11 protein-coding genes are annotated in these 14,805 nt (G+C 44.8%); 5 read left to right on the top strand and 6 right to left on the bottom strand.

Annotation, left to right across the window (positions count from 1 at the left end):
* Positions 1 to 17 precede the first annotated feature (17 nt).
* The gene (locus ACED41_RS16915) at positions 18 to 1,907 is read left to right on the top strand and encodes a diguanylate cyclase (RefSeq protein ID WP_371725326.1); all 1,890 of its coding nucleotides are present in this window, start codon (positions 18 to 20) and stop codon (positions 1,905 to 1,907) included.
* A gap of 210 nt (positions 1,908 to 2,117) precedes the next feature.
* Here ACED41_RS16915 and ACED41_RS16910 read toward each other — a convergent pair whose 3' ends face one another.
* Together ACED41_RS16910 and ACED41_RS16905 are read right to left on the bottom strand one after the other, a co-directional pair.
* Positions 2,118 to 2,834: a 3'-5' exonuclease gene (locus ACED41_RS16910; RefSeq protein ID WP_017060409.1), complete on the bottom strand. Its 717-nt coding sequence runs from the start codon at positions 2,832 to 2,834 to the stop codon at positions 2,118 to 2,120.
* A gap of 5 nt (positions 2,835 to 2,839) precedes the next feature.
* Positions 2,840 to 4,729 carry a DUF294 nucleotidyltransferase-like domain-containing protein gene (locus tag ACED41_RS16905; RefSeq protein WP_371725316.1) on the bottom strand — a complete coding sequence of 630 codons (1,890 nt, stop codon included), beginning with the start codon at positions 4,727 to 4,729 and terminating at the stop codon, positions 2,840 to 2,842.
* Positions 4,730 to 4,879: 150 nt separating this feature from the next.
* On the opposite strand from ACED41_RS16905, the gene ACED41_RS16900 reads away from it, so the two are divergent.
* Positions 4,880 to 5,521: an outer membrane beta-barrel protein gene (locus ACED41_RS16900; RefSeq protein ID WP_017065415.1), complete on the top strand. Its 642-nt coding sequence runs from the start codon at positions 4,880 to 4,882 to the stop codon at positions 5,519 to 5,521.
* A 123-nt stretch (positions 5,522 to 5,644) separates the two neighbouring features.
* Here the strand turns inward: ACED41_RS16900 and ACED41_RS16895 are convergent, their stop codons facing one another.
* The 3 genes from ACED41_RS16895 to ACED41_RS16885 form a co-directional block, all read right to left on the bottom strand.
* Positions 5,645 to 6,835: an amino acid aminotransferase gene (locus ACED41_RS16895; protein ID WP_017065416.1), complete on the bottom strand. Its 1,191-nt coding sequence runs from the start codon at positions 6,833 to 6,835 to the stop codon at positions 5,645 to 5,647.
* Positions 6,836 to 7,037: 202 nt separating this feature from the next.
* A complete protein-coding gene (locus ACED41_RS16890; RefSeq protein ID WP_371725315.1) occupies positions 7,038 to 8,579 on the bottom strand; it encodes an HD-GYP domain-containing protein in 1,542 nt (513 codons plus the stop codon).
* Between the two features lie 249 nt (positions 8,580 to 8,828).
* Positions 8,829 to 9,128 (bottom strand): hypothetical protein, encoded by a 300-nt coding sequence (locus ACED41_RS16885; RefSeq protein WP_017060414.1) that lies wholly within the window; start codon positions 9,126 to 9,128, stop codon positions 8,829 to 8,831.
* Positions 9,129 to 9,346: 218 nt separating this feature from the next.
* Here ACED41_RS16885 and ACED41_RS16880 point away from each other — a divergent pair, with 218 nt between their 5' ends.
* Together ACED41_RS16880 and ACED41_RS16875 are read left to right on the top strand one after the other, a co-directional pair.
* Positions 9,347 to 10,750 carry a PLP-dependent aminotransferase family protein gene (locus tag ACED41_RS16880; protein WP_371725314.1) on the top strand — a complete coding sequence of 468 codons (1,404 nt, stop codon included), beginning with the start codon at positions 9,347 to 9,349 and terminating at the stop codon, positions 10,748 to 10,750.
* Positions 10,751 to 10,877: 127 nt separating this feature from the next.
* Entirely contained in the window at positions 10,878 to 11,084 is a 207-nt protein-coding gene (locus tag ACED41_RS16875; protein WP_004734707.1) for a hypothetical protein, read from the top strand.
* Positions 11,085 to 11,217: 133 nt separating this feature from the next.
* Here ACED41_RS16875 and asnS read toward each other — a convergent pair whose 3' ends face one another.
* Entirely contained in the window at positions 11,218 to 12,618 is a 1,401-nt protein-coding gene (asnS, locus tag ACED41_RS16870) for an asparagine--tRNA ligase (protein ID WP_017060416.1), read from the bottom strand.
* A 558-nt stretch (positions 12,619 to 13,176) separates the two neighbouring features.
* On the opposite strand from asnS, the gene ACED41_RS16865 reads away from it, so the two are divergent.
* Complete coding sequence (locus ACED41_RS16865) at positions 13,177 to 14,667, top strand: SulP family inorganic anion transporter (protein WP_371725313.1); 1,491 nt, start codon at positions 13,177 to 13,179, stop codon at positions 14,665 to 14,667.
* Positions 14,668 to 14,805 lie beyond the last annotated feature (138 nt).

The following is a 14,805-nucleotide window of genomic DNA, read 5'->3' as shown; positions in this document are numbered from 1 at the left end:
TATCATTAAAATACACCATGGGCTTGGTGTTGCTGGCTTGCTCAATGCTTCCTGTTTACCTAGCGGGACAGTTGATTCTCAATAAACAAAACCAAAGTTCTTTAGAGCAAAAAGAAACCAAGCTGGACAACTCTACGACCGGTATTCGTCAAACCGTACAAGAGCAAATTAAGCTGACGGCGAGCCTAACTCAATGGTATTCGCATGACCGATCATTGATTAAAGCGGGTGGTAATATCTTTTTCTCGAGTGTTGTTTGGGACAAGATGGATAGCTTCAATGCGCTAGCGGAGAGTGTGTCCGCGACTTATATTCTGGACCAAAACTGGAAGCCCATTTATGACAGCAAAGGCAGCTTGTACCATTTTGAGCAGAGCCAGTTATTAGAAAGCTTGAAGCGTCCTCAATCGGTTTATGGGCAAGGGAAATTGTTCCACACCGAGTTTACCGAAACTGAAGTGGCGGATAATGCCGCTGCAGGTATCGCTTTTGTCGCGCCGATTTTACCTTATCGTTTGATAGAAGGTTCTACATACACGCCGCAGGGTTATCTTGTGGTTCTTATGGGGTATGACAGACTTAAGACTAAAGTGACGCCTTTCCTTTATCAAAATGAGTCGGTTGAGTTTAACTATATTGATTCAACGGATGCTCAATCTTCTGAACAAAGTGCGAACATTATCTCTATCGACAGCACATTCTTTACCGACAAATTGGTACTGAACGTCAAACATCATATTTCCGACAGTGAGCGTTTATTAGAGATGCAACAAGCTCAGGTGGTCTTTGTCAGAATATTGGTGGCGACGCTTGCCATCTCGATTGTGTTTGCTCTGTTCCTAAGCCGCTGGTTCTCAGGGCAGTTAAACTTGTTGGCTGAATCTGTTACGTCGTATTCGCATAACCAGTCACCGACTCATAGTGTGGATGAACATCGTTTTACAGAGTTCGTCACGCTGAGTCGTTTATTGGAAACCATGTGGGGTCGTATACAATGCCAAGTCCGTGAACTGACCGAAAGCAACGATAAACTCGAAAGGTTTAATGTTCTGCTAGAGGACTTAGTTGAAGAGAAAACCAGCAAGTTAACGTATTCGCTCGCGCGTGAAGAATCCCAGAAGCATCGTCTTTTGAAGATCGTTCAGTTTGCATCATCAAGACACGCGGCTGAATATCGGTTGATTCCTCAAATGGTCGATCAAGAGTTAAAGACATTACTTGTTCAACATTCGATTCAGTTTCATTTTAACCGGACTGGCGAGGCTGACCTGATACTCTGTGACTCACAGGGGACGGCGATCGGGTATTTTTGTTCAAGTTCATTTGATGTCCTCAGTGAAGAAGATCTTCTGATTTTTGACATGTACCAAAAACAGTTAGCTGGTTGGCTAGAGCTCGAAAATATTACACGGATTAACATGCCGACTGGCTGTTTGAATCGTAAAGCTTTTAATGAAGATCTCGAATTCAGTAAACGCAGCATTAACGACAATCAAAATCAGATTTCTTTGATCATTATTGATATCAATGGCTTGAAAACGACCAATGATGTTCATGGGCATGAGATCGGGGATGAGCTGATACAGCGCTGCGTAGACGTAATCAGCCACGAATTGACACCTGCCAGTAATCTATACCGTTTGGGTGGAGATGAATTTGCGGTGCTTACCTTAACGTCTGGTGAGTCGAGTTCGCTCAATGTCGCAAAGATGACTGAGCAGTTGTACATTGCTCAGGAGCAACAGGCAATCGAGACTAAAGCGGGTATCTCTATTCCTGTCAGATTCTCGATTGGTGCAGCCTCTAGTAATTCAACAGACGTTGAGCAATTGTTCTCAGTCGCTGATGAGAATATGTATCAGCAAAAGCGTCTTTATTACCAAACGTTGTCTGTGGTTGGGAAGTAATAATGCCAATCGCGCTGACAAATAGCGATCACGATTTTCGACGTCCATTAGAGCGGAACTGCTGCGGTGTGACGTTATAATATGTTTAAACGCTTATGGGAAATGCGCTTAGTCGGGCCAACCGTTGCTTAAACACAGACGATAAAAATGAAAAAGCCCACCAATGGAAGTTGATGGGCTTTGTGTTTGTATTTAGCTTACGTAACTCAGCTAGAGCCAGAAACTCTTCAGAGGCATCTCAGAGTCAAAGTGATGAGCAATTTGCGCTTGGAGTAGCTCAGCGGTCGCAATAGCGTCAGTTAATGCATGATGCGGCGTGTAGTCGGGCAGATGGTATCGACGACGACTCTGACCCAGTCTCACTGAAGCTGGCTTCTTACCTTTCAGCTTGTTCCACAAGCCGCCAGCCAGTTTATTTTGGATCTGAGATTCAATCTCCAGCGTGTCGAGGACTGGGAACTCAATGCCTTCACCGAGTCGCACTTTCAATGCATTGTCCAAAAAGTCACGTTCGATACGACGATAGTGAACCACAGGGATATGTCCCGCCATTGATTCTAAGATCTCGCCCAACACTTCGCTAAGGTCTGGCGCATCAATGATGTCATTGTGAGTGATGCCATGAATCACGACAGACTCTTCTTCAAGTTTCTGTTTTGGTCTTAGAGTCCAGTGTTTGGCTTGTCGCAAGTAGATGCGATTGAGCGTAAATGGCACTAAACCAATGGTAATGATGCCGTCTTTGTTTGGGTTTAACCCCGTTGTCTCAAAGTCGACAGCCAAAAACATCACTTCTGAAAGTGGCGTATCAGGCGCAGGAAGAGGCTGGCTATAAAAGTGCTTTAAGCGCTCGTCTCTCGCTCGTTCAAGCTTCTGAGCAAACTTAAATGGCCAATCGACCGCAGGTGATCTGAATAGTTTGTTCATAGGCCCTACTTAAACTTGTTGCTGGCTTGATAACGGAACTTAAGGAAGTTTTGCGCATTACTTAATATTTGGAATGCATCCTTTAGGTTACGTCGTTCGAAGTCAGACAGGTTCTCTGGCTCGATGTTGTTATCAGGCTCGATGTTGTTGTCGACATCGTGTGCTTGGTGGCGAATACGAACCAGAGAGATAAACTCCATCGCATCTTTCAAATCTTGAGCTCGGCCTTTTGGCAGAATACCGGCGTCAATAATGTCATCTAAGCGTTCGAACGAGTTCTTAGAGCGAGACGCTACCGCGAGCGAGTGAACACGAATCAAATCGGCGAGTGGCGCAGTACCACGACGCTTAAGGTTGATAGAGTTGTTGTGACGGCCATCTTTCTCCATCACGAAATCTTTGAAGAAGCCGAGCGGAGGTGTACGGTTGAGTGCGTTACGTGCAAGACACGCCAAGAAGCGATTGTTCTTACGTGCGCGTCGAACAATAAAGCTGTTCAATTGCTCGGCCCATTTCAGACGACCATAAACGCCATCTAAGTCGAAGAAGATTGAAGCATTTAACAGTGCTTTCGGGTTTGGATCATCAATCCAATCGGCAAAGCACTCTTCCCATTGTCGACGAGTCATACGCCACGTTGGGTTAGTCGCCATGATATCGCCAGTACAATACACATAGCCACACTGATCTAAGCCATCACAAATAAAGGTCGACAGCTCCTTAAAGTATTTACCGTGCTTTTTCTCGTCGTAGGTATCATCAAGAATGATTGCGTTATCTTGGTCGGTAACCAGCAGCTGCTCATCACGCCCCATAGAGCCCAGTGCGAGGAAACAGTAAGGAATAGGCGACTTGCCCAATTTCTCTTCGCCCAGTTCGATAATTCGCTGCTTAAAGCTACGACCAATTACCGACATTGCAGTACCCACCATGTGGGCGTTGGCATCTTCGTTAACTAAGCGCACAAAGCTGTCTTTTACTTGCTCGGAAAGCACCTTCAGATCTTCGATACTTTGTTGCTGGAAGATACTACTTACCAATAACAGCGAGTTTTGAGACTCATAACGAACAATATCGGTCGCTTCGATAATACCAATCGGCTTCTTATCTTTAAGCACTGGTAAATGATGCACGTTATAGCGAAGCATGGTCATCATAGCTTCGTATACGTAAGCATTGTGATCGAGAGAGATAACCTCAGGTGTCATTACGCTAGAGACTTCATCCGATGGGTCAAGCCCTTCAGCTAAAACGCGAGTACATAAATCTCGGTCGGTGATGATGCCAATCACGGGTGTTGAGTCATCTTCATCATCTTCAACGATTTCTGGGTCGATGATCAACAAAGAGGAAACATTATCCTGTGCCATCATGGTCGCAGCTTGCTGAATCGTGCGCGTTTTTTCGATCATTGGTGCTTCGCTGGTCAGCAGCGTTTTAACCTTGGATGTCGTTAAGTCGTTAGCGTCGTTGCTGTCTGAGTTGGCTTGGCGCAGTCGCGCGTTATCTTCTACTTCTACGAAATCGGCAAAGGAGTCGTAGTTGTCGTAGAGCTCTTGGAAGATAGGCTCAGGAATACAGTAAAGCAGGGTATCTTCGGTGGCTTTAACTGGGAAACGCACCTTGTTGTTGGTCAGTAGGCCCATTTGACCGAACAAGTGGCCTTCATCCAGGCGGTTATAGAGTTCGCCTTTACGGCGGTAGACTTCGACTTCGCCACTTCGAACGATGTATAAGTCATGAATTTGATCACCAAAGTGAATGATAGGGGTATCTTGGCGGTAATAAGAAATTTCCACGCTACTGGTCACTTTCGCCAACATCTCCTCAGGGAGTTCTGTGAAAGGGGGGTATTGTGCCAGAAAGTTTTGAATCTCTAATAACTCAGCATCCATAATGATCATCCATTGGTTTGTATGATTTCATGGTACAACATTTGATAATATTTTGCCGTCACAAATCAATCTGTGAGCTAAAACCTTTTTAAAGTCTTATGGATAGACTAACCTTTCAATTAATGGAGTGACAGTTTAAGGATGATAGGAATGTCGAAGTGGAAGCTTAGTTTTGTATCTGCGGTTTTTATGTTTTCTCCAAGTTTGTGGGCGGACACTAACGCGGTGGATATTTTGGATTACGACCATATTTATGCCACCGCGCATTCGGGCAGTTTAAATGAAGATGCAGGCAGTAATAACAATGCCTCGTCGTATGGATTAGGCGTCAGTTACGCGATGACGGATGATTGGTTGTTGCTGGGAGACTATAGCGCACGCTTCATTCACCCTGATGACACCACAACTCGAATTGATACACTGATGCCAGGTGTTGGTTACCGTTACAGCATTAAGACAGATTTAGATATAGTGGCTTACTACCTGCTTGGTATCACTAAAGGTAAGGTTGAAAATAATGACACCAACCGAACTGAATCTTCAGACACTGAGTTCATCCAAGGGGTAAAAGCTGAGCTTAACTATGGCTTTGCGAAACGTTGGATTGCCAACGGCAGCGTGCAAGTGAATCGAAGTGACCTGTTTGATGAAGAGATCTATCACTTAGGTTTACGCTATCTAGTGACTAACAAGTTTGCGATTGGTGGGTCATACCAACATCGAGATGGTGAAGGTAAAATTCGTAGCGAGCGTACTAATGAGCTAGGTGTGGAATTTTTCCTAGAGTATTAACTTACAAAGTATCTAAACCTGAAAGTGGAGACACAAAAAAGCCAGCTTAATTGCTGGCTTTTACACATCTATTGGTCTGTAAGTGCAAGCTTGTGGTCTGCAAATACAGGTTTCGCTTTTCGATTAAAGAACCGCAGCGATACCTTTACATAGAGGACCCATGTTTGACTTAGTCATACCAGCAACGCTGATACGACCAGAGCCAACAATGTAGATAGCGAATTCGTCTTTTAGGCGAGTTACTTGCTCTTTGCTTAGACCTGAGAACGAGAACATGCCGTTTTGACGTTCGATGAATGTGAAGTCTGCATCAACACCTTCTGATTTCAGTGTCGTTACGAATAGTTCACGCATCTCTTGGATACGGTCACGCATTTCTGCCACTTCTGCTTCCCATTCAGCACGTAGATCAGCATCACCAAGGATGTGAGTAACGACAGCACTGCCGTGGGCTGGTGGGTTAGAGTAGATAGAGCGGATAATGCTCTTAACTTGAGAGAATGCTGTCGTTGCTACGTCTGCTGATTCAGCAACCAGAGTGAATGCACCAACACGCTCGTTGTACAAGCCGAAGTTCTTAGAGAACGAGCTAGCAACAAGGATCTCTTTGTTGTATTGAGCAAAAATACGTAGGCCAGCAGCATCTTCTTCAACGCCTTTTGCAAAACCTTGGTAAGCAAAATCGAATAGAGGCAGCAGTTTCTTCTCAGCAACCAATTTAGCCAGTACTTCCCACTCTTCAGTTGTTGGGTCGATACCTGTTGGGTTGTGACAGCAGCCGTGAAGAAGAACGATATCGCCTTCAGAAGCTTTCTCTAGGTCAGCAACCATACCAGCGAAGTCTTTGTCTTTAGTTTCAGCGTTGTAGTAGCTGTATTGAGCAGTTTCGATACCCGCAGCTGCGAAAACGCCGTTGTGGTTAGCCCAAGTTGGGTTACTGATCCAGATTTTCACTTCGCCCAGTTGGCGCTTGATGAATTCACCCGCTACGCGAAGTGCACCTGTACCACCTGGAGCTTGTGCTGTTTTAGCGCGTTGAGATGCAACGATCTCTGCGTCTGAACCGAAAAGAAGTTTCTGAACCGCTAGACCGTATTCAGCTGTACCTTCAATCGTTAGGTAAGATTTGGTTTTTTCGTTTTCAAGAAGTGCAGCTTCTGCTTTCTTTACTGTTTTAAGTACTGGTGTTTGACCATCTTCATTTTTGTAGATGCCAACGCCAAGGTTGATTTTCTCTGCACGAGAGTCTTTTTTAAACTCTTCAGTAAGGCCGAGGATAGGATCGGCGGGAGCAGCTAACACTTTTTCAAACATAATCTTCATCCATGTCAATTGAGAGGGGATAGTATCTATGGGTAGTTATACCTGTATGGAATTTTTAAGACAATACGAAGTGAACAGAAAGACCAAAAAAAATCCATTTCAATCAGATTTATTGACTAAAGAGGATATTTGATAACAAAACACCCTACGGATTAACCTATAGGGTGCAAGAAGTTAGTGGATTTTGAATAGATTACGCTGGTTGAGCAATAAAGCTTTCGCGCTCGAGTTCACTCGCTACATTTTTGCCATCTTTGTAGGTCGCAGCAATTGAAACAAACGCTTGTTCGACGACCAGAAAAGCTTGGACAACTTGCGGATCAAAATGCGTCCCATTGCCCTCTAAGATGATCTGTTTAGCTTGTTCATGAGTAAAGGCTGGCTTGTAGACTCGCTTCGAGATGAGCGCATCATAAACATCAGCTAATGCCATTAAACGGCCAGATAACGGGATATCTTCACCAGACAACTGATTAGGATAACCACTGCCATTCCATTTCTCGTGGTGAGTCAGAGATATCTCCTTTGCGACTCTTAAGAAAGAGCTACTTCCCAACTGCTTTTCTGCAATAGATAACGCTTCAGCCCCAATCGCGGGGTGACCTTTCATTATCTCAAACTCTTCGTCCGTCAATTTGCCCGGCTTCAATAACACACTATCAGGAACACCTACTTTGCCCACGTCGTGCAAAGGCGCAGATTTGTAGAGCAACTCGATGTAGTTTGGTGTTAACAAGCTTGAGTGGGTTTCTGATTTGCTGAGCTCTTGTGCGAGCACCTTGACGTACTCTTGAGTTCTTAGGATATGTGCGCCCGTTTCATTGTCTCGAGATTCAGCCAATGCCGATAAGCTCACAATAGCCACGTCACGTGTGGTTTTGACTTCGTTTTGCGCGGTTTCAAGGCTATCAAGCATGGTATTGGTCATAGATGCCATTGATCCAAGCTCGTTGTAGCCGAAAATAGGTAAGCGAACGCCTTGCTCGCCATTGGTGACTTTGTTTAATGCGTGCTCTTGGCTTAGGAGAATACGCTTAATTAGCTTACTCCAAAGCGTCATGATGGTTATCGCGTAGCCACCCAGTACCACAGCCAAATAAATAAACTCTTTGATCACGCTGATCTTGCCGGTGCCATCCAATAAGCGGTCAGGGTTGTGTTCTAGCCAGAAGATGTCTTTAACGGCAATCATCGTCAACATAGTCGTCAGTGTTACCAGAAGCACGATAACCAAGCCTATCATCTGCTTGACCAGTGAACTTCTTTCACCAACCAGTTGGAAGTCGAATTGTCCAGTCGTCTCCATTTTATCCATTTGGCTGAGCTTGGCATTCAATTGAAGAATGGTTCCGGTAAAGAAGCCGAATAGACTCATGCCAAACAGCACCTTCAAATTACTATCTATGGTGAATTCATAGCTTAAGTTGTAGTAGAGCGCGAAAGGCACACTTGCAGCAAAAAATAGCAGGGTATCGAGTTGCGCGAATCGGCCTTGCTTGACCAAGGTATGTTGCGCCAATGGGTAACGACGTGCGAGCCATAATAAGATAAACACAATACTGACTTGTGTGAAAATCTCTAACGTCGTTAAGCTATCGAGCATAGGGCACACCCGACTGCCATAGGTGCCAAACAGCACGCCAGCAATGACGTATAACTTAGTCGTTAGCGATTGATTGTAATTTGAAGTATCCATCGGTAAGCCTTTGTTCTCATTCTTATTAGATTTACGCATTCATTGATTCACGACTTTAGAATTGCGAATGATTAGCATAAGTGACGTGAATAAGACCGGAAATTCTATCGATAGCTTTCGTGGATTGATACAAGAAACTGGTTTGTGTTAGAGATTTGTTAGCTAGGTGGGGGTTATTGCAGCATTTTTATGAAGATACTTGAATAGCCTCGGTCGAGGTTCGAGGCTATTCAGTCTGTGTACTGGTTAGAATCGCGAGTGATTGAGTTTGCTATCTACTTTACCCCGTTACTTTTTGAGATTGATTTCAGCTTCGATTGAGCCGGTTTCAATCTCAGGGTGAGACGCTAGTTTGTCTGCAGCCCATTGGTTGATGTGTTTCAGAATAGCAGACACCGCGTGTTTTTCCGTTGGTGCTTGGTCTTGTTCGACATCGATCTTTTGCTTTGGATGTGAGCCTGTCGCATCTTCAGCAATATGGAGCCAATCTGGGTGCCAGTAATATGGCTGACCGCTCGGTGTTGTCCAACTGTGAACACCGTTTGACTCTCCTTTATAACTTAATTGGTCTGCTTCTATTTTTTTCATTGTTATCTCGCATGTTTTTGGGTTACATCAAATTATTGAGGTAGAAAGCCAACTTAGCTCCTACCTTGGGTACAAACTTAGCAAAGCTTACAAAGTTATCTGTGAACCAATTCACACTATTGTGGAAATTAGGTGCGATCATATGGATAGCAGCAATAGTTGTTGGCGTAAGTGATAAAATCACCGGCTCACAGAATTTCTCTAGGTAGTACAATTAGATGGCGCGTTATGAAGAGCTTGCAAAGGATATTCGAACTCAGATAGCCAACAATACGTGGCGATCCGGAGAGAAGATCCCTTCGGTACGCATGAGTTGTCGAAATTACAACGTCAGCAACAGTACTGTCTTACAAGCCTACCAGTTGCTAGAAAGCGAAGGGAGGATCATCGCTAAACCTCAGTCGGGCTACTTTGTAGCGCCAAGGTTGGACGGCGTTGATTACGCACAGCCACTCGTTAGTGAAAAGAAAGCCATTAATGACCGCTTATTTGATTTCTTGAAGTCGAGTTCAGCCGAAGGTGTGATTCCTTTCGGCTCTGCATTCCCAGATCCCGACCTTTTCCCGTTACCTACCTTGACTCGAAACCTTGCCAGCGCGGGTAGGAAGATGACTGGCGCGAGTGTGATAAATAATTTACCACCGGGCAGTGAGTCCTTGAGAAGGCAAATCGCACAGCGTTATCTGCAGCAAGGGATCACGGTTAATCATCAAGACATCGTGATTACGTCGGGTGCTATGGAAGCGCTCAACTTGAGCCTGCAAACGGTCACCAAGTCGGGTGATAACGTCGTGATTGAGTCTCCCGCCTTCTATGGTGCTCTGCAGGCTGTCGAGAGGCTCGGGCTTAACCCTATCGAAGTGGACGTTTGCCCAATCAATGGGTTGAATATAGAGCAGTTTGAAAACGCGCTACAAAACCAAGATGTTAAAGCGTGTTGGCTGATGACGACTTTTCAAAACCCAACGGGAACCAGTTTGTCGGAACAGGCAAAGCGCCGTGTGGTAGAGATTGCAGAACAGCATGGAACCTACATTATTGAAGATGACGTGTATGGCGATCTTTATTACGAAGGGCATAAGCCGAAGCCACTAAAGGCCTTCGATAAGACCGATTCCGTCTTGCTTTGTGGGTCGTATTCAAAAAGTTTGTGTCCTGGTTATCGAGTAGGGTGGGTTGTGAACACGCGTTTTAACGACGCGATTCAAAAGTTACAGCTTCTTTCTACGTTATCGAGTAGCGCTCCTGTTCAACTTGGTGTCGCTCATTTCTTAACGCATGAAAGCTACGACAATCACCTTCGTAAACTGCGTAAAAACCTTGTCGTCAGGAAAGAGCGATTTATCGATGTCATTAAGCAGTACTTTCCGCATTCAATAGAGATTGAAGAGCCGGCTGGTGGTTACTTGATATGGATTCGCTTTTCTGAAAAATTCGACAGCCAACAGTTTCATCAACTGGCTATCGAACAAGGTATTAGCGTTGCATCTGGCGATCTGTTTAGTGAGCATGGCAGAGTGGATAACGCGATACGATTGAACTTCTCTTATGAACTGACAGAAGAGAAAGAACAGGCGCTCATCTGGCTTGGCAAACTGGCACATCAACTTACGCACTCGTAAAACCTTAAGTCCCTCATAAAAAAGACAATCATTCCAACTGTACGGGTTGTTTGTGGGGTAACTGTACGCCTAATTGACCAAAGAGTTGTGATTCAATAACGGTAGACCAAATATTGGAGATACCGTTATGTTGAAAATGACTATGGGAAATGAAGTTAAGCTGATTATTGTCGCTATTGTGTGTGCGCTTCTGCTTATTCTCGGCCACGTACTGCTGGCAAAAGCATTCGCTGATATGGCGTGGGCGGAATACACCACTGCCGCGATCCCATTCGTTATGATGGCAATTTGCGGTCTTGCAATAAAATACGCTATCGACCAAGATGTGGATTAGCTGTTGAAATAATGAGTCTCAGATAGTGGCGCGCAGAAGCATCTGGACTCGTTTTATTCCGAACATAAAAAAACCTCCGCAAGTGCGGAGGTTTTTGTTTGTTCTTAACTTTTAATATCGAATAGGTTTCGAATTAGAAGTTTGCAGAGCGTGGTGTACGTGGGAATGGAATCACGTCACGAACGTTACCCATACCTGTTACGTAAGATACTAGACGCTCGAAACCAAGACCGAAACCAGCGTGTGGCACTGTACCGTATTTACGTAGGTCGCGGTACCAGCTCATGTGCTCAGGGTCGATACCCATAGCAATCATACGCTCGTCTAGAATGTCTAGACGCTCTTCACGTTGTGCACCACCGATGATTTCACCGATGCCTGGTGCAAGTACGTCCATTGCTGCAACTGTTTTGCCGTCGTCGTTTAAGCGCATGTAGAAAGCTTTGATGTCTTTCGGGTAGTTCTTAACAATAACAGGTGCTTTGAAGTGCTCTTCAGCTAGGTAACGCTCATGCTCAGAAGACATGTCGATGCCCCACTCAACGTCAAACTCAAATTTCTTACCAGAGTCTAGTAGGATTTGGATTGCGTCAGTGTAGTCAACTTGTGCGAAATCAGCGTCTACGAATTGCTCTAGACGAGTAATTGCTTGCTTGTCGATGCGAGAAGCGAAGAACTCAAGGTCATCGCGGCGCTCTTCAAGAACAGCAGCGAAAACGTACTTAAGCATGTCTTCAGCCAGTTTCGCTACATCGTTAAGGTCTGCAAACGCAACTTCAGGCTCAACCATCCAGAACTCAGCTAGGTGGCGGCTTGTGTTTGAGTTTTCAGCACGGAACGTAGGACCGAACGTGTAAACCTTGCTTAGTGCACAAGCATAAGCTTCAGCATTAAGTTGGCCAGATACTGTTAGGAACGTCTCTTTACCGAAAAAATCTTCGTTGAAGTCTACGTCGCCTTTTTCAGTGCGTGGTAGGTTTTCCATGTCTAGCGTAGAAACACGGAACATTTCACCAGCGCCTTCTGCATCAGATGCAGTGATAAGCGGAGCAGAAGTCCAGAAGAAACCTTGCTCGTGGTAGAAACGGTGAATCGCTTGAGATAGACAGTTACGTACACGTGCTACTGCGCCAATCACGTTTGTACGTGGACGTAGGTGAGCAACTTCACGAAGGTATTCGATAGAGTGACGTGTCTTAGCCATTGGGTAAGTGTCAGCGTCTTCAACCCAGCCTACAACTTTAACGTCAGTTGCTGCTAGTTCGAAGTCTTGACCTTTCGCAGGAGACTCAACAATCTTACCCGTTACTTCAACAGAGCAGCCAGTTGTTAGCTTTAATACTTCGTTTTCGTAATTATTAAGATTATTAGGAACCACGGCCTGAATCGGGTCGAAACAAGAGCCGTCATAAATGGCAAGGAAAGAGATTCCAGCTTTGGAATCACGACGTGAACGGATCCAGCCGCGAACAGTTACTTCACTGTCTACCGCTAGCTTGCCGCCAAGTACGTCTGTTACAGGCGCGTAAGTCATGTTGATTTCATTCTCCATTGAGGGACAAATTCAACTCAAAGTCTCTGGCATTGCTGCAAATAAATATACATTTGCACAATAATTAGCCGAAACATTAAGTTGTATAAACTTTTTAAATCGATTGAACATATTACCTGTCATACCGACAGCTTCAACCTTTATTCTTGCTTGGAGAAAGAAATATTGTGTCTACTGACGATAAATAGGTTTGAGGGTGTGTTTTTTGTTCGATCTTAGCGTCAGCCTTACCTTTCACCCTATGTGAGCTGCTGAACGAGCATGGCGTAATCGAAACCTTTGTTTTCAATAATGGGAGTGTGATTGTGTTGAGACTCACTCTATATTGGCGCGGATTCAGTCATTTTGGACTTGATCACCTTCTTAATTTCCCACTAAAGTACAAGAGGAGTTTAATATCTACGTGTTAATTACGCCGCCTTAACCCCTGCATTCTCTCTACTACCCGCACTTTTCGAGCGCTCGCTCATTCAAGAAAAACAGTCGATCAAATTATGTCTCAACAAGGCAGGACTGGCTGTACAAGTAAAAGAGAATTACATGCTTAATTATTTAAAAAAACACTGGTTATCAAACGTTAAAGGAGATTCATTATCTGGGATTGTGGTTGCACTCGCATTAATCCCTGAAGCCATCGCATTTTCAATTATCGCAGGCGTCGACCCTAAAGTAGGGCTTTATGCTTCTTTCTGTATCTGTGTTGTAACCGCTTTGGTTGGCAGTCGTCCGGGGATGATCTCTGGGGCAACGGGCGCAATGGCGCTGTTGATGGTCACCTTAGTGAGAGAACACGGGCTAGAGTATCTACTCGCAGCTTCATTTCTTGCTGGCGTCATTCAAATCGCGGCTGGATACCTCAAGCTTGGTAATCTGATGAATTTCGTTTCCAAATCGGTGATTACTGGGTTTGTTAACGCGCTCGCTATTCTTATCTTTATGGCTCAGCTCCCTGAGTTGATCAACGTCCCTTCGAGCGTTTACGTGTTAGTCGCTTTGGGTTTGGCGATCATTTATCTGCTTCCTTATTTTCCCAAGTTTGGTCGTGCAATACCTTCTCCATTAGTCGCGATTGTTGCCCTGACTATTATCAGTTTGTTATTTGGTTTAGATGTCAGAACGATTGGAGATATGGGCAAGCTTCCGGATTCACTACCTGTGTTCTTGATTCCTAATATTCCATTCACGTTTGATACGCTCACAACCATCCTTCCATATTCTATTGCTCTATCTCTTGTTGGCTTGTTGGAATCCTTGATGACAGCGACCATAGTCGATGACCTGACTGATACTGAAAGCAATAAAAACAATGAGTGTAAAGGGCAGGGCGTTGCGAACATCGTGGCTTCCCTTTTTGGTGGAATGGCGGGCTGCGCAATGATCGGTCAGTCGATCATTAACATCAAATCAGGTGGCTTAACCCGATTGTCCAGCATGATCGCTGGGGTGGTTTTGTTGCTAATGGTGGTGTTTGTTTCTGATTGGTTGAAGCTGATACCGATGGCCGCTTTAGTGTCTGTGATGATCATGGTTTCTATCGGCACATTCTCATGGCGTTCCATTGTTGAGCTTAAAGATCACACACTGCCAACCAATGTAACCATGCTAGCAACCGTGGCGGTGGTGGTGTTTACTCATAATTTAGCAATAGGTGTTGCGGTTGGCGTGGTGCTGTCGGCTCTGTTTTATGCACATGCCAGCAAATCCATGGTGTTTATATCCGATGAAGTCGTGACAAACGAAATGCACACCATTCACCGAGTAAAAGGCCATGTCTTCTTTGCTTCGTCAGATGCGTTTGTCGACTTATTTGATTATGACAACGCGACCTCTTTAGTGACCATCGATATATCGGATGCGTCATTCTTAGATAATACCTCGGTCGAGGCGCTTGATAAGGTTGTGTTCAAGTTCCGTAAAAAAGGGGCTTACGTTGAAGTGTCAGGAATGGATAGCGTGAGTGCGAACCTGATAGTCAAACACGCGATGTATCACAAGCATAAAGACTTAACCGCGGTTTCCATTACGCACTAATCTTGGTTTACGGTTCTTTTAAAGCCTGAAAGCCTGAAAGCCTGAATTAGACGTTGCTATGAAGATAAAGCGCTCATTGTTGAGTAATGCCGTTCACTTAAGAGTGAACGGCATTTTTGTTCTTAGCATACCGTTGTG

It is taken from the genome of Vibrio sp. 1F255, assembly GCF_041439145.1.
GTDB classification, from domain to species: Bacteria; Pseudomonadota; Gammaproteobacteria; order Enterobacterales; family Vibrionaceae; genus Vibrio; species Vibrio crassostreae_C.
Note: the sequence above shows the minus strand (reverse complement) of the source record. Positions and strands in the feature narration are given on the sequence as shown.